At 70.0% G+C, this 21881-nt stretch carries 28 protein-coding genes, 2 tRNA genes and 1 other RNA gene; 9 read left to right on the top strand and 22 right to left on the bottom strand.

Going from position 1 to position 21881, the window contains the following annotated elements; all coding sequences use genetic code 11:
- Window positions 1–56: 56 nt before the first annotated feature.
- The 4 genes from ACSQ1L_RS04135 to ssrA all read right to left on the bottom strand — a co-directional run bounded on the left by ACSQ1L_RS04135 (window position 57) and on the right by ssrA (window position 2229).
- A complete protein-coding gene (locus ACSQ1L_RS04135; RefSeq protein ID WP_435992212.1) occupies window positions 57–488 on the bottom strand; it encodes a GFA family protein in 432 nt (143 codons plus the stop codon).
- Complete coding sequence (locus tag ACSQ1L_RS04130; protein ID WP_435992210.1) at window positions 485–1258, bottom strand: C13 family peptidase; 774 nt, start codon at window positions 1256–1258, stop codon at window positions 485–487. The genes ACSQ1L_RS04135 and ACSQ1L_RS04130 overlap by 4 nt, the downstream gene beginning before the upstream one ends.
- A 58-nt stretch (window positions 1259–1316) precedes the next feature.
- Window positions 1317–1796 (bottom strand): SspB family protein, encoded by a 480-nt coding sequence (locus ACSQ1L_RS04125; protein WP_435992208.1) that lies wholly within the window; start codon window positions 1794–1796, stop codon window positions 1317–1319.
- 71 nt (window positions 1797–1867) lie between these two features.
- Window positions 1868–2229, bottom strand: a transfer-messenger RNA (tmRNA) gene (gene ssrA, locus ACSQ1L_RS04120).
- 108 nt (window positions 2230–2337) lie between these two features.
- On the opposite strand from ssrA, the gene copC reads away from it, so the two are divergent.
- Both copC and copD read left to right on the top strand, forming a co-directional pair.
- On the top strand, window positions 2338–2700 hold the full coding sequence (gene copC / locus ACSQ1L_RS04115) for a copper homeostasis periplasmic binding protein CopC (protein ID WP_435992206.1): 363 nt from the start codon (window positions 2338–2340) through the stop codon (window positions 2698–2700).
- Between the two features lies 1 nt (window position 2701).
- Window positions 2702–3592 carry a copper homeostasis membrane protein CopD gene (gene copD / locus ACSQ1L_RS04110; protein ID WP_435992204.1) on the top strand — a complete coding sequence of 297 codons (891 nt, stop codon included), beginning with the start codon at window positions 2702–2704 and terminating at the stop codon, window positions 3590–3592.
- Here the strand turns inward: copD and ACSQ1L_RS04105 are convergent.
- The 3 genes from ACSQ1L_RS04105 to ACSQ1L_RS04095 all read right to left on the bottom strand — a co-directional run bounded on the left by ACSQ1L_RS04105 (window position 3589) and on the right by ACSQ1L_RS04095 (window position 5824).
- Window positions 3589–4083, bottom strand: a complete 495-nt coding sequence (locus ACSQ1L_RS04105; RefSeq protein ID WP_435992202.1) for a nuclear transport factor 2 family protein — start codon at window positions 4081–4083, stop codon at window positions 3589–3591. The two genes, copD and ACSQ1L_RS04105, sit on opposite strands and share 4 nt — an antisense overlap.
- A 50-nt stretch (window positions 4084–4133) precedes the next feature.
- Window positions 4134–5021 (bottom strand): tRNA (adenosine(37)-N6)-dimethylallyltransferase MiaA, encoded by an 888-nt coding sequence (gene miaA / locus ACSQ1L_RS04100; RefSeq protein WP_435992200.1) that lies wholly within the window; start codon window positions 5019–5021, stop codon window positions 4134–4136.
- A gap of 68 nt (window positions 5022–5089) precedes the next feature.
- Window positions 5090–5824 (bottom strand): DUF6058 family natural product biosynthesis protein, encoded by a 735-nt coding sequence (locus ACSQ1L_RS04095; RefSeq protein WP_435992198.1) that lies wholly within the window; start codon window positions 5822–5824, stop codon window positions 5090–5092.
- Between the two features lie 73 nt (window positions 5825–5897).
- Here ACSQ1L_RS04095 and ACSQ1L_RS04090 point away from each other — a divergent pair, with 73 nt between their 5' ends.
- The gene (locus tag ACSQ1L_RS04090; protein ID WP_435992196.1) at window positions 5898–6578 is read left to right on the top strand and encodes an ArsR/SmtB family transcription factor; all 681 of its coding nucleotides are present in this window, start codon (window positions 5898–5900) and stop codon (window positions 6576–6578) included.
- Window positions 6579–6659: 81 nt separating this feature from the next.
- Window positions 6660–7742: an Mrp/NBP35 family ATP-binding protein gene (locus ACSQ1L_RS04085; RefSeq protein WP_435992194.1), complete on the top strand. Its 1083-nt coding sequence runs from the start codon at window positions 6660–6662 to the stop codon at window positions 7740–7742.
- 1 nt (window position 7743) lies between these two features.
- Here ACSQ1L_RS04085 and ACSQ1L_RS04080 read toward each other — a convergent pair whose 3' ends face one another.
- From ACSQ1L_RS04080 to ACSQ1L_RS04045, 8 genes are all read right to left on the bottom strand, one after another.
- Window positions 7744–8256 (bottom strand): hypothetical protein, encoded by a 513-nt coding sequence (locus ACSQ1L_RS04080; protein ID WP_435992192.1) that lies wholly within the window; start codon window positions 8254–8256, stop codon window positions 7744–7746.
- A gap of 65 nt (window positions 8257–8321) precedes the next feature.
- The gene (locus ACSQ1L_RS04075) at window positions 8322–8705 is read right to left on the bottom strand and encodes a hypothetical protein (protein ID WP_435992191.1); all 384 of its coding nucleotides are present in this window, start codon (window positions 8703–8705) and stop codon (window positions 8322–8324) included.
- Window positions 8702–9022, bottom strand: coding sequence for a YbjQ family protein (locus ACSQ1L_RS04070; RefSeq protein WP_435992189.1), 321 nt, complete (start codon window positions 9020–9022; stop codon window positions 8702–8704). Before ACSQ1L_RS04070 ends, ACSQ1L_RS04075 begins: the two co-directional genes overlap by 4 nt.
- A gap of 15 nt (window positions 9023–9037) precedes the next feature.
- Complete coding sequence (locus ACSQ1L_RS04065; RefSeq protein ID WP_435992187.1) at window positions 9038–9553, bottom strand: dihydrofolate reductase; 516 nt, start codon at window positions 9551–9553, stop codon at window positions 9038–9040.
- The gene (locus ACSQ1L_RS04060; RefSeq protein WP_435992185.1) at window positions 9553–9849 is read right to left on the bottom strand and encodes a phosphoribosyl-ATP pyrophosphohydrolase; all 297 of its coding nucleotides are present in this window, start codon (window positions 9847–9849) and stop codon (window positions 9553–9555) included. The genes ACSQ1L_RS04065 and ACSQ1L_RS04060 overlap by 1 nt, the downstream gene beginning before the upstream one ends.
- A complete protein-coding gene (locus ACSQ1L_RS04055) occupies window positions 9846–10697 on the bottom strand; it encodes a TIR domain-containing protein (protein WP_435992183.1) in 852 nt (283 codons plus the stop codon). The genes ACSQ1L_RS04060 and ACSQ1L_RS04055 overlap by 4 nt, the downstream gene beginning before the upstream one ends.
- Window positions 10694–11551 (bottom strand): thymidylate synthase, encoded by an 858-nt coding sequence (locus tag ACSQ1L_RS04050; protein ID WP_435992181.1) that lies wholly within the window; start codon window positions 11549–11551, stop codon window positions 10694–10696. Before ACSQ1L_RS04050 ends, ACSQ1L_RS04055 begins: the two co-directional genes overlap by 4 nt.
- Before the next feature lie 267 nt (window positions 11552–11818).
- Window positions 11819–12427, bottom strand: coding sequence for a sterol desaturase family protein (locus ACSQ1L_RS04045; protein WP_435992179.1), 609 nt, complete (start codon window positions 12425–12427; stop codon window positions 11819–11821).
- A gap of 311 nt (window positions 12428–12738) precedes the next feature.
- On the opposite strand from ACSQ1L_RS04045, the gene ACSQ1L_RS04040 reads away from it, so the two are divergent.
- A complete protein-coding gene (locus tag ACSQ1L_RS04040) occupies window positions 12739–13389 on the top strand; it encodes a TetR/AcrR family transcriptional regulator (protein ID WP_435992177.1) in 651 nt (216 codons plus the stop codon).
- A gap of 39 nt (window positions 13390–13428) precedes the next feature.
- On the opposite strand, the gene ACSQ1L_RS04035 is transcribed toward ACSQ1L_RS04040, so the two are convergent.
- Entirely contained in the window at window positions 13429–13977 is a 549-nt protein-coding gene (locus ACSQ1L_RS04035) for a DUF924 family protein (RefSeq protein WP_435992175.1), read from the bottom strand.
- On the opposite strand from ACSQ1L_RS04035, the gene ilvC reads away from it, so the two are divergent.
- A complete protein-coding gene (gene ilvC, locus ACSQ1L_RS04030) occupies window positions 13976–14992 on the top strand; it encodes a ketol-acid reductoisomerase (protein WP_435992173.1) in 1017 nt (338 codons plus the stop codon). The genes ACSQ1L_RS04035 and ilvC overlap by 2 nt on opposite strands.
- A gap of 84 nt (window positions 14993–15076) precedes the next feature.
- Here the strand turns inward: ilvC and ACSQ1L_RS04025 are convergent.
- A tRNA-Pro gene (locus ACSQ1L_RS04025) sits at window positions 15077–15153 on the bottom strand.
- 156 nt (window positions 15154–15309) lie between these two features.
- On the opposite strand from ACSQ1L_RS04025, the gene ACSQ1L_RS04020 reads away from it, so the two are divergent.
- Window positions 15310–15383, top strand: a tRNA-Gln gene (locus ACSQ1L_RS04020).
- A 57-nt stretch (window positions 15384–15440) separates the two neighbouring features.
- Here the strand turns inward: ACSQ1L_RS04020 and ACSQ1L_RS04015 are convergent.
- Window positions 15441–16043 (bottom strand): sensor histidine kinase, encoded by a 603-nt coding sequence (locus tag ACSQ1L_RS04015; protein WP_435992171.1) that lies wholly within the window; start codon window positions 16041–16043, stop codon window positions 15441–15443.
- Window positions 16044–16176: 133 nt separating this feature from the next.
- On the opposite strand from ACSQ1L_RS04015, the gene ACSQ1L_RS04010 reads away from it, so the two are divergent.
- Window positions 16177–16632: a response regulator gene (locus ACSQ1L_RS04010; RefSeq protein WP_435992169.1), complete on the top strand. Its 456-nt coding sequence runs from the start codon at window positions 16177–16179 to the stop codon at window positions 16630–16632.
- 30 nt (window positions 16633–16662) lie between these two features.
- On the opposite strand, the gene ACSQ1L_RS04005 is transcribed toward ACSQ1L_RS04010, so the two are convergent.
- From ACSQ1L_RS04005 to ACSQ1L_RS03995, 3 genes are read right to left on the bottom strand one after another with little or no spacing between them, the layout of a single operon-like run.
- Entirely contained in the window at window positions 16663–18105 is a 1443-nt protein-coding gene (locus tag ACSQ1L_RS04005) for a hypothetical protein (RefSeq protein WP_435992167.1), read from the bottom strand.
- A 59-nt stretch (window positions 18106–18164) separates the two neighbouring features.
- Window positions 18165–18503 carry a hypothetical protein gene (locus ACSQ1L_RS04000; RefSeq protein ID WP_435992165.1) on the bottom strand — a complete coding sequence of 113 codons (339 nt, stop codon included), beginning with the start codon at window positions 18501–18503 and terminating at the stop codon, window positions 18165–18167.
- 31 nt (window positions 18504–18534) lie between these two features.
- Entirely contained in the window at window positions 18535–19092 is a 558-nt protein-coding gene (locus tag ACSQ1L_RS03995) for an N-acetyltransferase family protein (RefSeq protein WP_435992164.1), read from the bottom strand.
- A gap of 95 nt (window positions 19093–19187) precedes the next feature.
- On the opposite strand from ACSQ1L_RS03995, the gene ACSQ1L_RS03990 reads away from it, so the two are divergent.
- Window positions 19188–19637: a DUF1036 domain-containing protein gene (locus ACSQ1L_RS03990; protein ID WP_435992162.1), complete on the top strand. Its 450-nt coding sequence runs from the start codon at window positions 19188–19190 to the stop codon at window positions 19635–19637.
- Between the two features lie 25 nt (window positions 19638–19662).
- On the opposite strand, the gene ACSQ1L_RS03985 is transcribed toward ACSQ1L_RS03990, so the two are convergent.
- Window positions 19663–21843: a S9 family peptidase gene (locus ACSQ1L_RS03985; RefSeq protein ID WP_435992160.1), complete on the bottom strand. Its 2181-nt coding sequence runs from the start codon at window positions 21841–21843 to the stop codon at window positions 19663–19665.
- Window positions 21844–21881 lie beyond the last annotated feature (38 nt).

Genomic DNA, 21881 nt, shown 5'->3' with positions numbered 1-21881 from the left:
AGAGGGAGGGGCCCGCTCGCGCAGCGAGTGGGAGGGTGCGGGGTTACGGCGCCGGGTCAGTCCCGCACCCGCTCATAACGCAACACCCCGACCACCCCGCCGCCGCCGTCGCTGGGATGGTTCACCCCGTCGTTGACCAGAACCTCGGCGAAATCGAACGGGCTCACCCCCTCCAGACACGCCGCGTTGACCCCGTACTCGTTCGGGTTCGAGCGCCGCCGGTGGTGCGTATAGATCCCGCAGTTCGAGCAGAAATAGTGCCGCGCCGTCCCGGTGTTGAACCGGTATTCGGTCAGCGCCTCCGCCCCTTCCAGCACCTCGACGCCGCCCAGCCCCGCCGTCACAGCCACCGCTCCGCGCATCCGGCACAGCGAGCAGTCGCAGCGCCGCGCGCTGGCCAGGCCGTCGCTCAGCCGCGCCCGGAATCGCACCGTCCCGCAATGGCAGGCCGCCGGCGACCAACCGTCGTCATCGACCCTCAGGCTCACCCCGATCTCCTCTCGAACCGCAGCGTCGGCAGCCGCATCTGCATCTCCGCCCCGACGAACAGCTGGGGCTCCGACGCCACCGCGATCCCGGCCGCCGCCTCCTTGCGCGCCACGCAGGCCCGCGTTCCCGCCGCCAGCGCCAGGAAGTCGGTCGCCGCCGGCAGGGTCTCGATCACGCAACCGTCGAACCACGGATACGTCTCTTCCGCCCCGCACCCGAACGAGGTCCGCTCGCGGCTCGCCGCGGTCAGAACCATCCGGTTGGGCGCCTCGAGGGCGTTGACGAAGATTCCCGAGTAGCAGGCCGAGACGATCACCACCGTCGGCCGCGCGCCGCACCACTGGCGCACCAGATTGGCCATGTCGGCCGGGGCGAGAATGGCGTCGGGGCCGAAGACGACGCCTTCGGGCGAGCCGTGCGAGGTGAAATACAGCAGGCAGCCGCGCGGCGCCCTCGCCGTCGTCGCGGCCACGCCCTGCAACGCCTCCGCCGCGGTGACCGGATCGGCGACGTCGGGCCGCAGCGAATAATCGACCAGGTGCTCACGCGGCAAGCCGGCGTCGAGGAAACCCCGGGCCACGTCGCGCCGCGCGTTGTCGAAGGCTTCGATCGGCTGTCCGCCGCCGTCGCGCCAGTCGGCGGCGATCACCGCCGTGGCCCAGCCGTCGAAGCGCCCGCCCGGACCCTGCGCTGCCGGACTCTGGCCGCACGCCGGACCGGCGCCCGTCAGCAGCGCCGTCAGTATCAGCAGCAGCCATGCGCGACCCATGCGCGTTCCTTGCCCAAGTCTTGGGCGAGGTTACCGCAAGCGGAGCCGGGGAAAAGGCCTACTTCTTCCGGAACTGGTCCAGCGAGACGACCTTGGGCCCGTCGTCGCCGGTGGAGGGGGGCGAAACGGGCGGCTCCGCCTCGGGCGCGACCTCCTCGACGTCGGCCGGTGTCTCGAACTGCAGCAGGAACTGCACCGACGGGTCGTAGAACCGCGTCACCGCCGTATAGGGCATCGACAGCACCTTCGGCATGCCGCCGAATTTCAGCATCACCGAGAACCGGTCGGCCTCGACCTTCAGGTCCCAGTACTGGTGCTGCAGCACGACCGTCATCTCTTCGGGGTATTTGGCCAGCACGTCGGGGGGCACGCTGACGCCGGGCGCGCGGGTCCTGAACGTCACATAGAAGTGGTGCGCCCCGGGAATGCCCTCGGGCAGGGCCGCGCGCTCGAGCGCCGCGCGGATGACGCCGCGCAGGGCGTCCTGCGCCAGCTGCTCGTAGTGCATCTCGTCGACTGGCGGGGTCTCGTCGGCCATCGGGTCCCTCGGCTTCACAGCCGGAGGGTTTAGCCGCGCAGCGACGCGGGCGGAAGATGGCGAAAGGGTAAAGTGCCGGGATTCTGTTGGCAGGCTCCCGGCGGCCCCGCCTGAGGAACTGATCCCCCAGGACTTAAGTGTTCGAAATCACCCGAACCGCTTACGCGGCGAGAGCGACTTCTCCAGCGAAGTTATCGTTCGCAGTTAGTTAAAGGCCCGATACGGTGGGCCAGGACGGGCGAAAGCAGTCTTCTTTACACGTCCGTCGATGCTAGTCGGCCCCGCACCGCCCGCCGATACACGGGAGGAAATGGTGGAGCCGCCGGGAATCGCACCCGGGTCCGGTCCGCTTATTACAAGCGCGTTTATCGCCATAGTCCGGGCGAACCCGGACACCCCCAATATAGGGCATGAGGCGTGGGCTTCCAAGGGGTTCGCCGGACCGCCGGACCGAACGACCGACGACAGGAAGCGTTCATGGCGGGCGGTGCAGACTCCCGCGACGCTGGACAACCGGCCACCGACAGAGTCAGGAGAGCCCATGACCCTTCATCGCCTGCTCACCACCGCCGCCGTCGTCCTTGCAGTCTCGGTTCCGGCCGTGGCCGCCTTCGCCCACGCGCGGCTGGTGAGCGCCACCCCGGGGGCCAATGCGACCGTCGTCTCGCCGGGCGTGATCTCCCTGACCTTCAGCGAGCGGATGGTCCCGGCCTTCTCGTCTTTCGACCTGGTCGACGCGGCTGGACGCGAAACCACCGTCCGCACCACCGTGAGCGAAGACGGCAAGACCCTCTCCGCTCGGCTGGCCCGGCCGCTGGCGGCCGGCGCCTGGACCGTCAACTGGCGGATCGCCTCGAGCGACGGCCACCGCATGACCGGGTCCTACGGCTTCACCGTCCACTGATATGACCGAGCCGGCGCTGATCGGGCTTCGCGCCATCCAGTACGGCGCGGCGGCCCTCGTGCTCGGCGTGCCCGCCTTCATGCTGTACAGCCGCGCCGCACTCGCCGATGTCCGGCTCGGCTGGCCTTCGCCCTCGGTTCGCTTCGGCGCCGTCGTCCTGCTGCTGGCGACCCTCGCCGCCCTCGTCGCCCAGACCGCCGTCATGGCCGGGTCGCTCGCGGAGGCGGTCAAGCCCGGGACCCTCGGTGTCATGGTCTCGGGAACCGCTCTCGGAACCGCCTATGTCGTCCGCGCGGCGCTGGCCGCGCTCGCCCTGCTGCTGGCGCTGGGGCTCCGGGGCGACCGCCTGTGGTGGAGCCTGATCGTTCCGGCCGTACTGATCGCCGCCTCCTTCGCCTGGACCGGCCACGGGGGCGCCACCGAGGGCGTCTGGCGCTGGCCCCACCTCGCCGCAGACGTCGTCCACGCCGTCGCCGCCCTGATCTGGATCGGCGCCCTGGCCGCCTTCGTCGCCCTGGCCCGCCGACGGAGCGGAGCGGACGGCCTCGCCGACGCCCTCGTCGGGTTCGCGAGCACCGGAACCATCGCCGTGACGGCCCTGGTCCTGTCTGGCCTGGTCAACGCCTGGGTGCTGGTCGGCCCCCGCGGCCTGCCGGCCCTGCTGTCGACGCCATGGGGCCTGCTGCTGGCGATCAAGCTGGCCGCCTTCGCGGGCATGCTGGCGTTGGCCGCCCTGCATCGCTACCGCCTCGCGCCGGCCCTGTCGGCGGCCGCCGACGCGTCCTCTCTGGCCCGGCTGCGCCGGACCCTGGCCGCCGAGTTCGCCCTCGGCGCGGTTATCCTGTGTCTCGTCGCCGCTATGGGCCTGCTGCCGCCCCCGGCCTCTTTCTAGGCGGCCGGCGCGGCCCGCGACGACCAGTGGATATGCTGGATGCGCCAGCCGTCGCCATGACGGCGCAGCAGCATGGTCTCGACGGTGAGCCGGTCCACCGCCCGGCCGTTGAACTCGCCCGTCGTCCGCCCCTCGCTGGTGATCCACGCCACGTCGCCCGAGGCGTCACCCGAGCGGCGGGTCATGGCGTCCTCTGTCACGGCGGCGAAGGCGGAGTCAGCCGCCAGATGGTGCGACGCATATTCGGCGCGCGACCGCTCCGCCCCGCCGGCCTCGAAGATCAGCGCATCCTCGGCCAGCAGGGCGAGGGCCGCATCCGTGTCCGCCGCCCGCAACGCCGCGTGGAAGGCGTCGACCGTCGCCGCCGCCTCGCTGGCCGCGGGTGCGAGCCGGGCGGCCGGCGCATCCGCGTGATGGGCGTGCTGGGCCTGACCCGGCGCGGCCGAGAGAGCGAGCAGGGCGGCGGCGAGGGCGAAAGGCGTTCGGGACATGAATCTCTCCACGGATATCGGCCGCACCTTGGCCGGGATCGCCCGGCCTGTCAGCCCGTCGTCGTAACGATCGGCGACACCCGCGCCCACGCCGGCGTCTGGTTCCTGAACCAGGTGAGCTGCCGCTTGGCGTAGTTGCGCGTCGCCTGCCGGGTCGCCTCGACCGCCGCCTCCAGCGTCGCCTCGCCGGCCAGATGGGCCGCGAATTCGCGCACCCCGACCGCCTTCATCGCCGGCAGGGCGGGGTCCAGCCCGCGCGCCGTCAGCGCCCGCACCTCGTCCAGCGCCCCGGCCTCGACCATCCGGGCCACCCGCGCGTCGCAGTTGGCGTAGAGGGCCGCGCGGTCCGGCTCGACCACCGTCCCTGTCCACGATCCGGGCGCCAGCAGCGGCGTGGTGTCGGCGGTCCAGTCGCTCAAGGCGCGGCCGGTGTGGTCCGCCACCGCCCAGGCCCGGGTCAGCCGCTGCCGGTCGCCGGCCTCGATGCGCGCCTCGGCGGCCGGGTCCAGCGCCGCCAGGCGCTGCCGGAACGCCGCCTCGCCCCCAGTATCGAACGCGCGCGCCGCGGCATCTCTTGCTTCGACCGGAATGTCAGGAATATCGGCCAACCCCTTGGTCAGGGCCGTGAAATACAGGCCCGTCCCACCGACCAGAAGGACCGGCCGCCCCTCCAGCTGCGCCAGCAGCTCCATCACCGCCCGGCTCCAGCGCCCCACCGACCAGGCGTCGGCGGCGTCAGCCACGCCGTACAGCCGATGCTCGGCCCGCGCCTCCTCCTCGACGGATGGCCGCGCGCTCAGCACCCGCAGGTCGGCGTACAGTTGCTGGCTGTCGGCGTTGACGATCACCGCCCGGGTCCGCTCCGCCGTCTCCAGCGCCAGCCGCGACTTGCCCGAGGCGGTCGGGCCGGCGATCAGCTGGATCAGGGGTGCGGTCAAGATGCGGGCTCGCGGGGCAGGGGCGTTCGGCGATAGAACGCGGGCCCGGCGGCCGCAACCCGCGCAGATCAGCCGTACGGCCGCTCCCGTCCGAGAGCCTGCCGGGCCAGCAGGGCGTCAAGGGTCCGCCCCGGCGTCCCGGTCGGCCGCTCCCATGGGGCGAACGGCAGCATCAACTGCGCCAGCGCGGCGCAGGACTCCAACGCCTCCTCCGCCGTCATCGGCCAGGTGTCAGGGTCGGCGGCATGCCGTTTGAGCAGCGCGCCCAGGGATTCCTTTCTCACGCAGGTTTCCCCGGTGAAGGCCCTCAGGCAGACGGCGTAGCCGCCCGCCAGCCAGCTTCGCCATTCCGCCCCGGCGGCGATCGCCGCCGCCCGGGGGTCGACCCGCCCCTGCGCGTCGAAACAGTCGGCGAACGCGATCCGGGCCGGCGCGAAATCAGCCAGCGCCGCTGTGAAGGCCTGTCCGAACGCTTCGGCGGCCCGCCGGGCGCTCCCGGCGTCAGGACGCCCCTCGCGCTCCGCCAGTCGCGCTCGCCGCAAATCCCAGGCCGTCCACGGCGAGAACCAGGCCTCGGTCTCGGGGCCCGGCGGATGTCCGTCGCCGTCGACCCAACCGCCGAGCGCGCTCCACCAGCCCCGCCGGGGATCGCGGGCGTAGACGGCGCCCGGCGCAATTCCGGCGGCTGTCAGCTCGAGGATACGCTCCGGCGGGGCGTCGACGGCCTCGGCGAGCGCCGGCAAGGTCCAGAAATGCGTCTCCACATAGGCGCGCGCCGCCCGGTCGAATGGTTCGGTCTGCATCGAATCCTTCCTCGGTTAAGTAGGATCAGACTAGGCGCCGGACGCGCGCCGTTGCTTCGCTGGAGATCGAAACGTGGACAGGGGACTGGCGCTGGCCAATGTCGGGTGGGCCGTGGGCGATCCGTCGCGCGCGGCCATGCTGACCGCCCTGATGTCGGGTCAGGCCCTGACCGCCGGTGAGCTGGCGGCCGAGGCGGGAGTCGCCGCGTCCACGGCCAGCAGCCATCTCGCCATCCTGGCCGAGCGGGGCTTCGTCGAGGCGGTGCGGCAGGGACGGCATCGCTATTTCCGCCTCGCCGGCGCCGACGTCGCCGCGATGCTGGAGCAGATCTCCACCTTCGCGGGGCAGGACGCCGTCCGGTCGCCGCGCGGCGCCGCGCCCGCCGCCCTGCGTCGGGCCCGGACCTGCTACGACCATCTCGCGGGCGAGCTCGGGGTGCGGGTCTTCGACGCCATGGTCGCCGACCGTCGTCTTGTGTCCTCGCCGGGCGGAGTCGGCCTGTCCGTCGAGGGCCGCGCCTTTCTGGCGGAGCTCGGCGTCGCTGTCGGGAGCGACGGCGGCCCCGCGACGGCCTGCCGCCCGTGTCTCGACTTCACGGAACGGCGACCGCATCTGGGGGGAAGGGCCGCGGCGGCCCTGTTGACGGCCATGACCGACCGCCGCTGGTTCGCGCCCGGGCCCGTCCGTCGCAGCCTCATCCTGACGCCGGCGGGCCGGGCGGCCTTCGACCGCCACTTCCGCCTTCCGGTCTGATCCGGCGCATTTGCCGCTCGCCCATCGCCGCCGTTCGGCGATAGAAGGCGCCATCCGCTCCCGCAGAACCCGGACAGCCCCTTGCCCGACCGCGCCCCCACCCGAGAGCAAGTCATCGCCGCCCTCGACGCCGTCCGCGACCCGAAGACGGGGCAGGGGCTGGTCGCCGCCGGTCTGGTCCAGGGCCTGACCGTCGCCGACGACCGCGCCGGCTTCGTCATGGAGGTCCCGGCCGGCGAGACGGCCCTCTACGCCCCGGTCCGCGACGCCGCTGAGGCCGCGCTCAAGGCCATCCCCGGCATGGCGCGCGTCTCCGTGGTCCTGACCGCCGAGACCGCCCCCGCCTCGAAGCCGGCCCGCACCGCCTCCCTGTCGCCGCAGGCCGTCAACCAGAACCGCCCGAAGGCGCCCGTGCCCACCGACCGTCCGGCCCACGTCCGCCGCGTCCTCGCCATCGCCAGCGGCAAGGGCGGGGTCGGCAAGTCCACCGTCGCCGTCAACCTCGCCGCCGCCCTCGCGGCCCGCGGCCTGTCGGTCGGGGTGCTCGACGCCGACGTCTACGGCCCCTCCCTGCCGACCATGACCGGCGTCTCGGGCAAGCCGGAATACCGCGACGGCATGATGCAGCCGCATCTCGCCCACGGTCTGAAACTCATGTCCGTCGGCCTGCTGACCGCGGCGACCGACGCCATGATCTGGCGCGGCCCCATGGCCTCCCAGGCCGTGACCCAGATGCTGACCCAGACCCGCTGGGGCACCGAAGCCGAACCGCTCGACGTCCTGGTCGTCGACCTGCCGCCCGGCACCGGGGACGTCCAGTTGACCCTGATCCAGAAGACCCCGCTCGACGGGGCCGTGATCGTCTCGACCCCGCAGGAGGTGGCGCTCGCCGACGCCCGCCGCGCCCACGTCCTGTTCCAGAAGGTCGGCGTGCCGACCCTCGGCCTGATCGAGAACATGTCCGGCGACGTCTTCGGACAGGGCGGCGCCGAGGCCGAGGCCGGACGCCTTGGCGTGCCCTTCCTCGGCGACCTGCCGCTCGACGCCGCCCTGCGCGAAGCGGGCGACGCGGGTCGTCCGCTGGTCAGCGCCGACCCCGACGGCGCGATGGCCAGGCGCTTCGCCGTGGTGGCGGCGCGGGTCGCGGACGTGCTGGGCGTCTAGCTCACAGCTTCCCGAACGCCACGCCCTTCCAGCCCCAGCCGCCCTCCGCCGCCGCCTTGTGCAGCGGGCCTTTGATCTCGCCGGTGTTGAACTTGTAGTCGTAGATCTCGCCCCACGACCCGTCCTCGCGGAAGGCGTAGACGGTTTCGAAGCTCATCTCCCACGTCTGGCCACGGAACCCGGAGGCGGCGAGGCTCAGCTCCGGCACGCCGGCGCGCCATTCGACCATCCATTCCTGGTCGGCCGAGCGCACCAGGCCGCGCGCCTCGTCGAACTTCATCAGCACCTTGAACACCCGCTGGATGCCGGCCTTGGCGAAGATCTCGTACCATTCGGCGTCGACGATCTTCCATTCGGCTACCAGGTCGACGCCTTCCGGCTTGCCGTCGCGAACCACGAACGGCGCGGTGTCCCGGTTGAGCCCCAGCAGACGTTTGCGGAGCGCCGCCACGGGCTCGCGCGGCACGCCCGCGGGTGCGGATCGACTACCGGTCAGCCAGCTGAAAATGCCCATCTCAGGTCCCCCGACCCCACCCGGTCAGCCGGGCGCGCCAGAACCTTCGCACAATGTCGGCGGGGTCACCACCAGTCGTCCTCGCTGAAGTCCCTGTCGACCGCCGCCAGGCACATGTCCGACGCCGCCGACAACTGGGCCGGCGTCAGCGAGTCATAGAAGGCGTAGGAGCTGCCGATGGCCTGCCGGCTGCCCTCGTCGCCCATGACCTTGGCCGCCATCCGCCCGTAGGCGGCGTAGCCCGCCCGCACAGCCGCGTGGTCGCCCGTGGCCCGGCCCTCGCGAATGGCGTTGCTCATCGTCCCGAGGATGGTCGTGCAGACCACCAGCGTCGGACGATCCGGCGGCGCGTCCCCGTCCGGAGCGACGGCCGCCAGCCCGGCCGGCGGGGCGCAGGCCGCGACCGCCAGCGCCAGCAGCAGCCCTGCCGCCGCCCGCCCGCGCCTCACGCCGGCTCCACCACCGCCGCCGTGCCATAGGCCAGCACCTCGGTGATGCCGGGCATGATCTCGTTGGCGTCGTAGCGCATGGCCAGGATGGCGTTGGCGCCCATGGCCCGGGCGTGGTCGACCAGGTCCTCATAGGCCTCCTGCCGCGCCGCCTCGGCCAGCTTCACATAGGCCCCGACGCGGCCGCCGATCATCGACTGCACCCCGCCGACGACGTCCGAGACGACGTTTCTCGACCGCACCGTGATGCCGCGCACCACCCCGAGGGTGCTGACGACCCGATGGCCGGGAATATCGTTGGTGGTCACGATCAGCATGGACGTTCCTCCCGTTCAGCGCCGCTCCAGCACCCGGAAGACGAAGGCGTGATCGTCCTTCTCGCCGGCCGGATGCGCCTCGGACGATACCTCTATCCACGCCTCCTCGTCGAACGCCGGAAACAGCGCTTCCCCCTCCGGCTCGGCCTCGACCTCGGTCAGGTAAAGCCGCTTCGCCCGCGGCAGGGCCATGGCGAACAGCGCCGTCCCGCCGATGACGCAGATCTCGTCGACCCCGTCCTCCTCGGCCGTCTCGCGCGCGATCTCCACCGCCTCGTCCAGCGTCGTGCAGACCAGAGCCCCTTTGGCCTCGAACGACTCGTCCTTCGACAGCACCAGGTTCAGCCGCCCGGGCAGGGGCTTCAGCGGCAGGCTCTCCCACGTCTTGCGGCCCATGATGCACGGCTTGCCGATGGTCACCGCCTTGAACCGCTGCAGGTCGCTGCGCAGCCGCCACGGCAACTCGCCGTCGCGTCCGATCACCCCGTTGCGGGCCCGGGCGACGACGAGGGCGAGATGGGGCAGGGGCATCAGCGCGGCTCCAGCCAGTGCAGCCATTTCCGCTGCATGGCCCGTTCAAGATCGATCCCCGCCCGATCGCAATAGATCAGCAGCATGCCCAGCACGTCCGCCGCCTCGTCGCCCAGCTTGCCGGCGTCAGCCACGCCCCGCGCCCGGCCGCTCATGCGCAGGTGCTCGGCGGTCAGTTCGCCCAGCTCCTCCTGCACTTTGAGCAGGGCCCAGTCGCCGGACCGCTCGATGCCGTGCTCGGCCGCATAGATGTCGGAGATGCGCAGGACGGAGGCGCTGAGGTCGGCGAGATTCATGTGACGGTTCCCCATCGGGCCGCCAGCGATCCGAGCGGCGGGGTCGGGGTCCAGGCTTCCTCGGGGTCGCCTCCGACCGGAACGAAATAGCCGTAGGCGCGCGCCCAGACCTCGCCGACGGCCTGCTGGAACGCCGTCCGGGCGACGTCCTCGTCCACCTGGCCGGCGAGGACGCCGTCCGCCATGCTGTTGAGGAAGCTGAAGACCAGGGACAGGGCGTCGGTCGCCGATCCGTCGGCGTCCTCGGCGATATGAAAGGGGATGCCCGCCTTGAGCAGGTCGCGCGCCCTCGCCAGGGACGCGGACTCCCAGGCGTCGACCATCAGCAGGGCGCGCTGACGGGCGGATTCCGGCACCCGCGGAGCCTCGCTGGCGGCCGCCGGCAGCGCCGACGGTTCGATGCGGAGCGCCTCGCGAAGCCGGTTGCAGGCCGGCCCCAGGGCGGCGCGCAGATTGCCGTCCTGCCGGTTCGCGACATAGCGCAGGGGCTCGAGGCCGACGAGATCCGTGGGCAGGCGAAGTTCGGCGTCATGCGGCATGACGAAGAAGCATCGTCTGGGCCCGAGGGCGCCGATGAACAGACCCAGTTCGAATATGACGTTGTCCCGCACGGTCGGGAGGGTCTGCCCCCGAAGCTGGACCACGTCGTCCGGTGTGAAGACGAAGGCCGCGAACTCCGCCTGCCGGCTTCGGGCGTACAGGTCCGCGAGCGCCGCGCTGGTCGGCTGGAACACGCCCTGCGGCCATACGGTCGGCTCGCAGTCGAACTCGAGGTTTTCCTGGATGGCGTAGGCGACGGGCAGGCCCTCGACCGACGAGCCGATGAACAGGGCCGGTCGCCGGATCACTTGGAGACGAGCGCCTTGATATGCGGCCAGGGCTCGTAACCCTCCAGCACGAAGTCCTCCAGCCGGTAGGCGAACAGGTCGTCCTTCGGCGTGATGGTCATGGTCGGCAGCGGCAGCGGCTCGCGCGCCAGCTGCGTCTCGGCCTGCTCGACGTGGTTCAGGTACAGGTGCGCGTCGCCGAAGGTGTGCACGAACTCGCCCGGCTTCAGGCCCGTCACCTGCGCCACCATCATGGTCAGCAGCGCATAACTGGCGATGTTGAACGGCACCCCCAGGAAGACGTCGGCCGAGCGCTGGTACAGCTGGCAGCTCAGCTTGCCGTCGGCGACGAAGAACTGGAACAGGCAGTGGCACGGCGGCAGGGCCATGTCGTCGACGTCGGCCGGGTTCCATGCGCTGACGATGTGCCGGCGACCGTTGGGATTGGTCTTCAGCCCCTCGATCAGCTTCTCGATCTGGTCGATGACCCGCCCGTCGGGCGCCGCCCACGACCGCCACTGCTTGCCGTAGACCGGGCCCAGCTCGCCCTCGGCGTCGGCCCACTCGTCCCAGATGCGGACGCCGTTGTCCTTCAGCCAGCCGATATTGGTCTCGCCGCGCAGGAACCACAGCAGCTCGACGACGATCGAGCGCAGGTGCAGCTTCTTGGTGGTCAGGACCGGAAAGCCCTTGGACAGGTCGAAGCGCATCTGCCGCCCGAACACCCCCAGCGTCCCGGTTCCCGTCCGGTCGTCCCGCCGCGCCCCGTTGTCGAGGATGTCGCGCAGCAGGTTCAGATACTGCCACTCAGGATGATCGGCCGCGACGGCTCCGGTGCGGGCTTCCAGGTTAGCTAGGGCAGCTAGCGCGTTCATAGTTGGAAACCTGGCTCACTTAGTGATTCGCAGCCTCCAATTTTGTCGGAAAATGCGATCAAAGTTGTGAGTTGTCTCGCGCCGGTAGCCGCGTGAAGGCTCCTCCAGCTCGCGCCTTCCTTCTCCCCCAGGGGGAGAAGGTGGCTCGCGGAGCGAGACGGATGAGGGGTTAGCCAGCTCCGGACCGGCTGGCGACCCGTGGCCGAACCATCCCCCTCATCCGACCCTCCGGGCCACCTTCTCCCCCGGTGGGGAGAAGGATTTCATTCAAGCCAGCTTCTTCCCCACCAGCAGCGCACCGAATTCTTCAGACGCTCCGTCATAGAACCCCGCCTCCTTCGGCGCGGTCTTGGGGTTGTTCCAGGTGCCGAAGACCATGTCGATCAGGGGCAGGTCGCAGTAGTTGGACCGGTGCTCGCCCCGCTCATGGTGGGCCGCGTGCATCTCGGGCCGGGCGATGAACCAGCCCAGCCAGCGGGGCGTGCGCACATTGGCATGGGTGAATATGGCCATGAAGCTGTTGACCAGCACGATCGGGATCACCGCCTCGACCGACAGGCCGACGATCCAGACCAGCGCCAGGCTGCCCTGCAGGGTGAAGCCGATCATGTCGAGCGGGTGGAACCAGAAGGCTCCATAGACGTCGACCCGTTCGGCCGAGTGGTGGGTCTGGTGCAGGTGCCGCCACAGGAAGTCCACGCCGTGCATGGTCCGGTGCCACAGATACATGGTCAGCTGGAACATCACGAAGCCGACGCCCAGTTGCAGCCACAGCGGCTGGGCCGTCAGGTCGATCAGGCGATGCTCGGCCAGGAAGGCGTCCCACATCAGCGGCGCGAACAGGGCCACGGCCATATAGACGAGAAAAGCGAGCACTCCGCGGACGCGCCAACCGGGACTTCGCGGGTATCCACGGGGCCTCCACACAGTGTCCAGCAGAATGAAGCCGACGAACATCGCGGCGATGGAAACGGTTACAACATTGATCATCTTTAATCTCGCAGGGGCTCTTCGCCTGTCGATTTCAGGAGGTCTCAATGCTAGAAGCCGCCGCCATGCGAGGTCAGTCGTCGCATGGTCCAGTACTGTAACGGGGCGTATTTCCCATTTGATTTCACAGGGCTACCGCCCCGGAGCGCGCGGGATCGCCGCCGTGGGATGTGGCCGAAATGAGGAAAACCGCACTCATGGTGCAGTCCCTGGTCCGAGAAAGGCCCCCGATCCGCGTCTCCCGCGGCGAGCAGACCCGCGACCGCATCATGGATGTGGCCGAGGCGTCCGTGCTGGCCAAGGGCTTCGCCGCCACCTCGATCGACGAAATCCTGTTCGAGGCCGGCATCACCAAGAGCGGCTTCTTCTATCATTTCCGGGACAAGAACGACCTGGCCCTCGCCCTGCTCGGGCGCTTTCGCGACCGCGACCTCAGCGTCTTCGAAGAGATGTTCCGCCGCGCCGAGGAACTCAGCGACGACCCGCTTCACGCCTATCTCGTCGGCCTCAAGCTGCTGGCCGAGACCATGGCCGACATCCAGACCAGACGGCCGGGCTGCCTGGTGGCGACCTTCGTCTATCAGGACCAGCAGTTCGACGCCCGTGTCCGCGCCATTCTGATTGAGATCACCGAAACCTGGCGCGCCCAGTTCATCGGGCGGATCGAAGCCATCGCCGCCGTCCATCCGCCGCGGGTCGAGGTCGATCTCGAGGCCCTCGCCGACATGCTGCTGACCGTCATCGACGGCGCCATCGTCGTCGCCAAGGCTCTTGGCCGCCCCGGCATGCTGGAGGACCAGATCCTCGCCTACCGCGCCTACGTCCGCACGGTGTTCCTCGGGGCGTAAGGCGGGGGGCGGTGCGTCTCCCTCTCCCCTTGCCGGAATCTATCCCCTGAAACCGTCCGCCTCCAGAAACGCCCGCTCCTCCGCCGTCGTCTCCCGGCCCAGCGCCCGGTTGCGATGCGGAAAGCGGCCGAAGCGCTCGATGACGGCGTGATGATGCTCGGCCCAGCGGTCGTCGGCGGGCCGCTCCATGGCCTGGAACAGCGCCACCTGCCGGTCCTGCAGCGCCCGGTCCTCGGCGTGCTGCAGCGGCAGGTAGAAGAAGCGCCTGAGGTCGTTCTCCACCGCCCGGTCGAAGCCTGCGTCCAGCGCCCGCACGGCGAACATCCGCGCCAGCGGATCGGTGGCGAAGGCGTGCCCGGTGCCCCGGAAGCAGTTCCGCGGGAACTGGTCCAGCAGGATCAGCAGCGCCAGCACCCCTTCGGGCGTCTCGCTCCAATGATCCAGCTCGCGCCGCGCTGCCGCGAAATGCGCGTCCCTGAAGCGGTCGTGGAACAGGGCGTCGAAGGCGTCCTTCTTGGCGAACCACTTCGAGGGCCCGGCCTCTTTCCAGAAGGCGACGACGTCGGAAGGCGTTATGTCTGTGCTCATGACCGAGAACCTAGGCGCTCCGCTCCCCGTCTTCCATGATCGCGACTGCGATCTGTCGATCATCCGCGGCAAGCGCGTCGCCGTCATCGGCTACGGCAGCCAGGGGCGCACCCATGCGCTCAACCTGCGCGACTCCGGGGTCGCCGACATCGTCGTCGGCCTCAAGGCGTCCTCCGCCACCCGGGCGAAGGCCGAGGCCGACGGCTTTCCGGTCCTGACCGCCGGCGAGGCCGCCGCCGCCGCCGAGGTGGTCGCCGTCATGGTCTCGGACGAGGCCCACCGCGACCTGTGGCGCGACGAACTGGCCCCCGCCATGCAGCCCGGCGCCGCCCTGGTCTTCGCCCACGGCCTGTCGGTTCGCTTCGGCCTCGTCGAGCCGCGCCCCGACCTCGACGTCATCCTCGCCTCGCCCAAGGGCATCGGCCCGCGCATCCGCGACCTCTATGTCGAGGGGGAGGGGGTCTTCGCCCTGTTCGGCGTGCACCGGGACGCCAGCGGCGGCGCCCACGCCCTGGGCCTGTCCTACGCCGCCGCGCTCGGCTGCGGCCGCAAGGGCATCCTCGAGACGACCTTCGCCGCCGAATGCGAGAGCGACCTGTTCGGCGAGCAGGTGGTGCTGTGCGGCGGCGTCGGCCAGTTGATCGATGCGGCGTTCACGAAACTGGTCGAGGCTGGCTATCCGCCCGAGGTGGCATGGTTCGAATGCTTCTACGAGGTCAAGCTGGTCACCGACCTGATGTTCTCGATGGGCATCGCGGGCGCCTTCGGCCGCATCTCCAACACCGCCGAATACGGCGCCTACCTGACCGGCCCTCGCGTCATCGGCGAGGCCTCCAGGTCCGCCATGGACGCGGTCCTGGCCGAGGTCCGCTCCGGCGCCTTCGTGAAGACGCTGATGGCCGACTACGACGCCGGCTCCCCTGACCTGCTGGCCCGCCGCAAGGCGCTGGGCCAACGCCCCATCGAGGCCGTCGGCGCGCATCTGGCCGCCGTGGCGGCGAAAGCCATGGATTGAGGGGGAGGAAGAGGCGGGCGCCGGCGCGCCCGACCCGCGCCCGAGCAATGAGCCCTTTAGGGGCGAATGCCGGCGCGAGATAAATGGTCGGAGTGATAGGATTCGAACCTACGACCCCTGCGTCCCGAACGCAGTGCTCTACCAGACTGAGCCACACTCCGACTTGAGGAGCGGGCTTATAACGATGGGGTTTGCCCCTCGCAAGCGGGGAAACGCCCCGCCGCGAAATAGTCTGGAATCCGCGTCTTGCATCGCCCGCGGCCTTGTCGTATCTCGCACGCCTCCCGGCGCTACGGCTCCGGAAACGCCGGACCTGCTGGGGAATGGTGTAATGGTAACACTCCGGTTTTTGGTACCGTCATTCTAGGTTCGAGTCCTAGTTCCCCAGCCATCCGCCCTTTCTGAAATTCCACCCCCAAGCGGCCGACGGCTGCGCCTGGCGTCCCGTTCAGTGGGCCGACGGCGACTCCAGCGGCAGGCGGATGCGCACGCCTACCCCGGCCTCCGGGGCGGTTTCGATGCTCATCGATCCGCCGAGGTGCTCCACGAGCCCCTTCACCAGGGCCAGCCCCTCGCCCGGCTCCAGCGTCTCCGCGCCGACGCCCGAATCGCGCACCACCAGGCTGACGCCGCCCACGGCCCGCGAGAAGGCCACGGCGATCGAGCCGCGGCGCTCATCCGGGAAGGCGTGCCGGCAGGCGTTGGAGATCAGTTCGTGGGTGATGATGGCCAGCGGCAGCAGATGGCTGTCGGGCAGCAGGGCCGACTGGCCGCGCACGTCCAGCCGCACCGGCCGGCCCTCGCAGGCGCGGGTCCAGAAAGCGGCCACGTCTTCCAGATAGCCGCCGAAGTCCAGCGGTCCCGCCGCGGTCATCCGCCGGCTGATCAGTCCCATGGCGGCGGCGACGTCGCTCAGCCACGTCAGATGACGCACGCTTTCCGGATCTGTGACGCTGCGCAGGCGGATGGCGACGAGGGTCTGCAACAGCTGGTAGCCCCCCAGCAGCCGGTGCTGATCTTCGACAATACCGTCTGCGGCGGCGGTAGCCATCGTTCCCCCAACGATTGAAAAGCCCAAGAATTGTTACTCCACACCGAACCAAATAGCCAACGACGCGTTTGTCCGTCCGCTATCGGACACAGTGATGGTAAACGGGTCCGGTTGGCGTGTCGGGGGATATGTGGTGTCGAAGCCGCCGGACCTGCGGGTCCTGATCGTTGAAGACCAGGCTCTGCTGGCCATGGAGCTGGAATTGGTGCTGGGCGAATCCGGCTGCGACGTCGTTGGTTGCGCCATGGATCAGGCCAGCGCCTTGGCCATCGCCGACCGCGAACGTCCCGACCTGGCCCTGATCGACGTCAATCTCCTGGACGGCCTGACCGGCCCGCACATCGCCCAGCGGCTGGTCGGCGGTTATGGAACCGCGGTGGTCTTCCTGACCGCCAACCCGGAACAGATTCCCGACGGATTCGCCGGCGCCCTCGGGGCCGTGTCCAAGCCGTTCGACGAACACACCATCCGCGCCGTCGTCGATTTCGCGCGCCAGTTCATTCATCACCGCACGGTGGGGGAGCCGCCGCGGCGCTTCCGGCTGGCTCCTTGGCTGACCACGCCGCCGGCGGATATCGCGCCGCACTGACCCGAAGGCCGGGCGGCGCGATCTTCGCCCTCAGTCGATCTTCAGCCGCACGAACACCATGCCGCCGTCCGGGTCGCCGCCATAGACCGGCTCCAGCGCGTCGGGGACGCGGTTCACGCTGTACAGCGCCCCGACACCGAAGCGGACGTGTTCCGCCAGCCGCCAGTCATGCACCGCGCCGAAGGAGGCCTTGGAGACGGTATGGAGATCGCCGTGACCGCCGCCCGCGCCCGGCAGCAGTTCGTCGGTCTCGATCCGCTCGGCCCGCGCGAACACCGTCCAGCGGTCGTTCGGGCTGACCGCTGTCTCCAGCAGCCACGCGTCCTTCGACTCATCGTGATCGTTGGTCTTGCGGCCCCACGCCAGGGTCGACGACCACCAGCCCTCCGCGCCCAGCCGGCGCGCATGGATCGCGCTGGCCGACCACTTGGTCTCGTCCTCGTCCGGCTCCAGCTGCTCCGGCGCGGTGACGTCGGCGTATGAGGCCTGCAGCGACCACTCCGGCGAGGGATTCCACGATCCGCGCACGGCCCAGCTGTCCAGCTCCGGCCGCTCGATATCGTAGCGGTCCTGATCCGGCTCACGGCCGCGGAATGATGACGCCTCCAGCTTGAAGCCGTCATGCACCCAGCCCAGCGTCGCGACGCCAAAGACGATATGGGTCGAGTCCAGCCAATGGTGGGTGATCGGCGCCTCCGGGCTGTCCATGGCGCTCATGCGGTGCATGAAGGCGGGCGGTCCGAAGGCCGGCTCTCCGGGCAGGCCGATGTAGGCGAAGACGCTGTCCTTGTCGGTCAGTCGCCGCGCGTAGCTGGCCGACAGCTCCATCACCAGCTCGTGTGGATGTTGGCGATCGATCAGCGGGTTGACCCCATCCGCCGTCTCGCCCGCAGCCAGCAGCAGGGGGAAGCCGTCCTTGCCCATGAACGGCTCGGGGCTGAGCATGGCGCGGAGGTTGAGGGTCGAACCGTCGGCGAAATCGCGCCGCGCCGAACCCATGAGCATGCCCCCGACGAAGGTCTTCTCGTCGCCGCGCGGGCCGTTCTGCCAGTCATAGGTCAGATTGAGCAGGGCGTGGCCCATGAAGGACCAGTCGCCGCGCATGACATGGATGCCGCCATGCTCCGACAGATCCGGCTGCCAGCTGGTGCCGGATGCGTCCCGGCTCATCGGCCAGTTGCCCAGCGGACTGGTCATGGCGTGCGCCTCTCCACCAGCCATGGTCGACATGTCGTGACCCCGGTGCGGGTCTTCGGGCGTCTGTGGCGCGGGAGAGGCGGCCTCGGACATGTCGTGGCCGGCGTGGCGATCGGCCTGCGGCGTCGCGGGCGTTGGAGCCGGGGCAGGGGCCGGGGCCGGCACCGGGCTTGGCGCCGGCGGCGCAGGGTGATGGGAATGGTCTTGCGCCGCCGCGGGCAGGGCGAGGGCGAGCAGGGATGCGCCGGCGAGGGGCGCGAGGGAGCGGGCAGCCATAATGGCCTCCTGAATGAGCTTGGATTTGGCGCGGACGTGTCGCCGCGCGCGGGCTGTCTTCAGAGGAAAGCCGGCCGTGGCGGATGCGGTTCAGGGGCGGGCCGTTCGCCGGCGGGCAGGGCCACGGGAACGCCAACGGTCGCCGGTCGCGGCGTGACCAACCTGGCGCGTTCGGGCGACCGCAAGGCCGGTTGCGTCATGACGGCGACGCAGCAGTCCATCGCTTTCATGGCCTTGCCCGGGCCAGGGGAAGGCGTCTCGACGTCCGGATGATGCGCCGGGGCCTCGTGACAGGGCGGCGCGGAAGCGAGGTCGCCATGGGCGTCCGCCGGCGGCGCGCCGATCATCAGCACCGCGAGGGCGCCGAGCAGCATCATCAGGGCCTGGACCACGCGCATCGCGGCTAACTAGGGTGTGCGGGGCCCGGCTTCAAGCCAGACCTCCGGTGAGGTCGAGCCCCGGCGCCTCGGGCGGCGCGCCCCCGGGCGAGAGATCGAGCTGCATCAACGTCACATCCAGCCAGCGGTCGAACTTCCAGCCCACCTGCCGGTAGACGCCCGCGTCGCGGAAACCGAGGGCGCGGTGCAGGGCGATGGAAGCGGCGCTGGTCTCGCTGTCGCTGATCGCCCCGATCACGTGCCGCAGACCCCTGGCGCGCGCCCGTTCGATCAGGGTCTCCAGCAGGGCCCGGCCGACGCCGTGGCCGCGCGCCGTCTCCTCGACATAGATCGAGCCCTCGACGCCGTAGCGATAGGCCGGGCGCGGCCGGAAGGGCGAGGCGTAGGCGTAGCCGGCGAAGGCGCCGTCGATCTCGGCGACCAGCCACGGCAGGTCGTGCCGCTTCACCGCGGCGAACCGGCGCGCCATCTCGTCCTGTCCCGGCGGCTCGAGTTCGAAGGTCGCCGTGCCGTTCAGCACCTCGCGCCCGTAGAGGGCGGCGATCCCGGAAAGGTCGTCCGCCGTGGCGTCGCGGATCGTGCGGATCATGGGGTCGGCCTTGTCTTCTGAACGTCAGCAACCGTCACTGGATTCGGCGCCAGCCTCTGATAATCTGCCGCCGTTATCCGGGGGAGACCAGACCAGTGAAAACCACCATCGTGACAGCGGCCGCGGCCGCCAGCCTGATCGCGCTGGCGCCACCGCCCGCGACGGCCCAGACCAAGCCCGGCATGGCGCCGGCGACGGTCGACATCCAGGTCTGCAATCGCAGCGGGCGGAACGCCACTGTGGCCATCTCATATGTCGAGGTCGGCACGGGCCAGTTCGTGAACCGGGGCTGGTACGACGTTTACGCCGACGCCTGCGTCGACCTGTTCAGCACCGACAACGCCAACTTCTACATGTACGGCGACGCCACGGATGGATCGGGTCGCTCATGGTCGGGAAACCATGCGCTCTGCGTCCAGTATCCGGGGCCTTACACGTTCTGGTCCGACGGCAGCGACACCTGCCCGAACGGCTACGAGACCCGCAATTTCGTGCCGATGCATGCCGATGAGACCGGCCCCTACGTCTGGACCCTCAACCCGTAAGGTCCCGCGGCGGGCGAGGGAGCGGTCAAGCCCGCTCCCAGCCCTTGTCGATCGCCCACACCGCGAAGGCGTAGTCGTGGGCGACCTCCTTCAGGTAGTCGAACCGGCCCGAGGCCCCGCCGTGGCCGGCCTCCATGTTGATCTTCAGCAGCACGGGCTTGCCCGAGGTGGTGGCCGGCCGCAGCTTGGCCACCCACTTCTCCGGCTCCCAGTAGGTCACGCGCGGGTCCGACAGGCCGCCGGTGGCCAGCACGGCCGGATAGGCCTTGGCCTCGACCTGGTCGTAGGGGCTGTAGCTCATCATGTAGTCGTAGGCCTCGGCGTCCTCGATAGGGTTGCCCCATTCGGGCCACTCCGGCGGGGTCAACGGCAGCGAGGTGTCGCTCATGGTGTTGATCACGTCGACGAATGGCACCTGGCCGATCACCCCGGCCCACAGGTCCGGCCGCATGTTGTTGACCGCCCCCATCAGCAGCCCGCCGGCCGACCCGCCCTGGGCGACGATGTTCCCGGCCCTCGCATAGTCGCGCGCGATCAGGTGCTCCGCCGCCGCGATGAAGTCGGTGAAGGTGTTCTTCTTGGTCATTTTCCGGGCGTTGAGGAACCAGTTCCAGCCCTTGTCCGAGCCGCCGCGGATATGGGCGATGGCGTAGATCCAGCCCCGATCGACCAACGACAGCCGGTTGGTCGAGAAGCTCGCCGCCATGGGGATGCCATAGGAGCCGTAGCCGTACAGCAGTAGCGGGGCGGACCCGTCGACCGGAGTCGACTTGCGGCGCAGCACGGTCACCGGCACCAGTTCGCCGTCCGCCGCCGGGGCGTTCAGCCGCTCGACCACATAGTCGGCCGGGTCGTGGCCCGACGGCACCTCCTGCACCTTGCGCAGGGTCCGCTCGCGGCTCTTCAGGTCATAGTCATAGGTCGAGGTCGGCGTCGACGGCGAGTTGTAGCCGTAGCGCATCACCGTGGTGTCGAACTCCGACGCCCCGCCCAGCGATAGCGAATAGGCGGGCTCGTCGACGGCGATCTCGTGCTCGGCCCCGGCGCGGTCGCGGATGATGATGCGGGTGTTGGCGTCGGCCCGCTCCTGACGGCCGATATAGTCCTTCACCAGCGCCACGCCCTCGATGTAGCGGCCCGGCGTGTGCGGGACGAGGTCCTTCCAGTTCGCCTTGCCCGGAGCGGTGGTCGGGGCCTCGACGATCTTGAAGTCGATCGAATCGTCGGCGTTGGTGCGGATCACCCAGCGGTCGCCCCAGTGGTCGGCGTCATAGAGCCGGGCCACGTGCCGGGGTTCCAGCACCATCGGCGCTGCGGTCGGGTCGGAGGCCGGGATGATCCGGGCCTCAGAGGTCTCCTGGTTGGCGATCGAGATGACCACGAAGGCGTCGTCGGCGGTCCGACCGACGCTGATGAACATGCCCTCGTCGGCCTCCTCGTAGACGAGAGCGGTCTCGCCGCCGCGCGCGGGGCGGCGGAAGATCTTGTCCGGCCGCCCGTTGTCGTCGCGATTGGTCCAGAAAATCCACTGGCTGTCCGGCGAGAAGGTGAAGTTGCCGGTCGCCGACTGGATCGGGTCGGGCAGCACCGCCCCGGTGGCCAGGTCCTTGACGTAAATCTGGTGCACCTCCGACCCCTGCGCGTCCTCGGCATAGCCGAACAGGGCGTGGTCGGGGCTGTGGTCCGCCGCCGACACCTCGGAATATGCCTTGCCCGCCGCGAGGGCGTTGGCGTCGAGGAGCATGTGCGGATCGCCCGCGCCGGCGCGGGGCTTGCGCATGTAGCGGGGATGCTGGTCGCCGGTCTTGTATTCGGTGAAATATTCCCACGGCCCGTCGGCCCGCGGAACGGAGCTGTCGTCCTCCTTGATCCGCCCCTTCATCTCCTCGAACATCTGCGCCTGCAGCGGCAGGGTCGAGGCCAGCATCGCCTCCCGGTAGGCGTTCTCGGCGGTCAGGTGTTCCTTGACGTCGGCCTTGATCAGGGTCGGGTCGCGCAGCACCGCCTGCCAGTTGTCGTCCTTCATCCACTGATAGTCGTCGACCCGGACCCGGCCCAGCTGTTCGATCCGCACCGGCATCTTCCGGGCGACGGGCGGGACGGGCGTGGTCTGAGGCATCGAGGCTCCGGGAGTGCGGGCTTGGGCGGGGAGGGCGGCCGCGGCCAGGGCGGCGGCGGAGGTGGCGAGCAGGTCGCGGCGGTTCATCGTGTTTGGCCCTCAGGCGGATTTGACCGCGGGACCTT

This window comes from Brevundimonas sp. LjRoot202, from assembly GCF_964253355.1.
Lineage (GTDB): Bacteria > Pseudomonadota > Alphaproteobacteria > Caulobacterales > Caulobacteraceae > Brevundimonas.
This window is presented reverse-complemented; position numbering and strand designations above follow the sequence as displayed.

Bases quoted from the DNA above. Each gene is read 5' to 3' on its own strand.
- ACSQ1L_RS04060 (WP_435992185.1), bottom strand. From the start codon at position 9,849: ATGAATCTCGCCGACCTCAGCGCCTCCGTCCTGCGCATCTCCGACATC.
- ACSQ1L_RS04035 (WP_435992175.1), bottom strand. From the start codon at position 13,977: ATGAGCACAGACATAACGCCTTCCGACGTCGTCGCCTTCTGGAAAGAG.
- ACSQ1L_RS04125 (WP_435992208.1), bottom strand. From the start codon at position 1,796: ATGGCCGACGAGACCCCGCCAGTCGACGAGATGCACTACGAGCAGCTG.
- ACSQ1L_RS04015 (WP_435992171.1), bottom strand. From the start codon at position 16,043: ATGGCTACCGCCGCCGCAGACGGTATTGTCGAAGATCAGCACCGGCTG.
- copC (WP_435992206.1), top strand. From the start codon at position 2,338: ATGACCCTTCATCGCCTGCTCACCACCGCCGCCGTCGTCCTTGCAGTC.
- ACSQ1L_RS04095 (WP_435992198.1), bottom strand. From the start codon at position 5,824: ATGCAGACCGAACCATTCGACCGGGCGGCGCGCGCCTATGTGGAGACG.
- ACSQ1L_RS04050 (WP_435992181.1), bottom strand. From the start codon at position 11,551: ATGAACGCGCTAGCTGCCCTAGCTAACCTGGAAGCCCGCACCGGAGCC.
- ACSQ1L_RS04130 (WP_435992210.1), bottom strand. From the start codon at position 1,258: ATGGGTCGCGCATGGCTGCTGCTGATACTGACGGCGCTGCTGACGGGC.
- ACSQ1L_RS04065 (WP_435992187.1), bottom strand. From the start codon at position 9,553: ATGCCCCTGCCCCATCTCGCCCTCGTCGTCGCCCGGGCCCGCAACGGG.
- ilvC (WP_435992173.1), top strand. From the start codon at position 13,976: ATGACCGAGAACCTAGGCGCTCCGCTCCCCGTCTTCCATGATCGCGAC.
- ACSQ1L_RS04080 (WP_435992192.1), bottom strand. From the start codon at position 8,256: ATGGGCATTTTCAGCTGGCTGACCGGTAGTCGATCCGCACCCGCGGGC.
- ACSQ1L_RS04105 (WP_435992202.1), bottom strand. From the start codon at position 4,083: ATGTCCCGAACGCCTTTCGCCCTCGCCGCCGCCCTGCTCGCTCTCTCG.
- ACSQ1L_RS04070 (WP_435992189.1), bottom strand. From the start codon at position 9,022: ATGCTGATCGTGACCACCAACGATATTCCCGGCCATCGGGTCGTCAGC.
- ACSQ1L_RS03995 (WP_435992164.1), bottom strand. From the start codon at position 19,092: ATGATCCGCACGATCCGCGACGCCACGGCGGACGACCTTTCCGGGATC.
- ACSQ1L_RS04040 (WP_435992177.1), top strand. From the start codon at position 12,739: ATGGTGCAGTCCCTGGTCCGAGAAAGGCCCCCGATCCGCGTCTCCCGC.
- copD (WP_435992204.1), top strand. From the start codon at position 2,702: ATGACCGAGCCGGCGCTGATCGGGCTTCGCGCCATCCAGTACGGCGCG.
- ACSQ1L_RS04005 (WP_435992167.1), bottom strand. From the start codon at position 18,105: ATGGCTGCCCGCTCCCTCGCGCCCCTCGCCGGCGCATCCCTGCTCGCC.
- ACSQ1L_RS03985 (WP_435992160.1), bottom strand. From the start codon at position 21,843: ATGAACCGCCGCGACCTGCTCGCCACCTCCGCCGCCGCCCTGGCCGCG.
- ACSQ1L_RS04000 (WP_435992165.1), bottom strand. From the start codon at position 18,503: ATGCGCGTGGTCCAGGCCCTGATGATGCTGCTCGGCGCCCTCGCGGTG.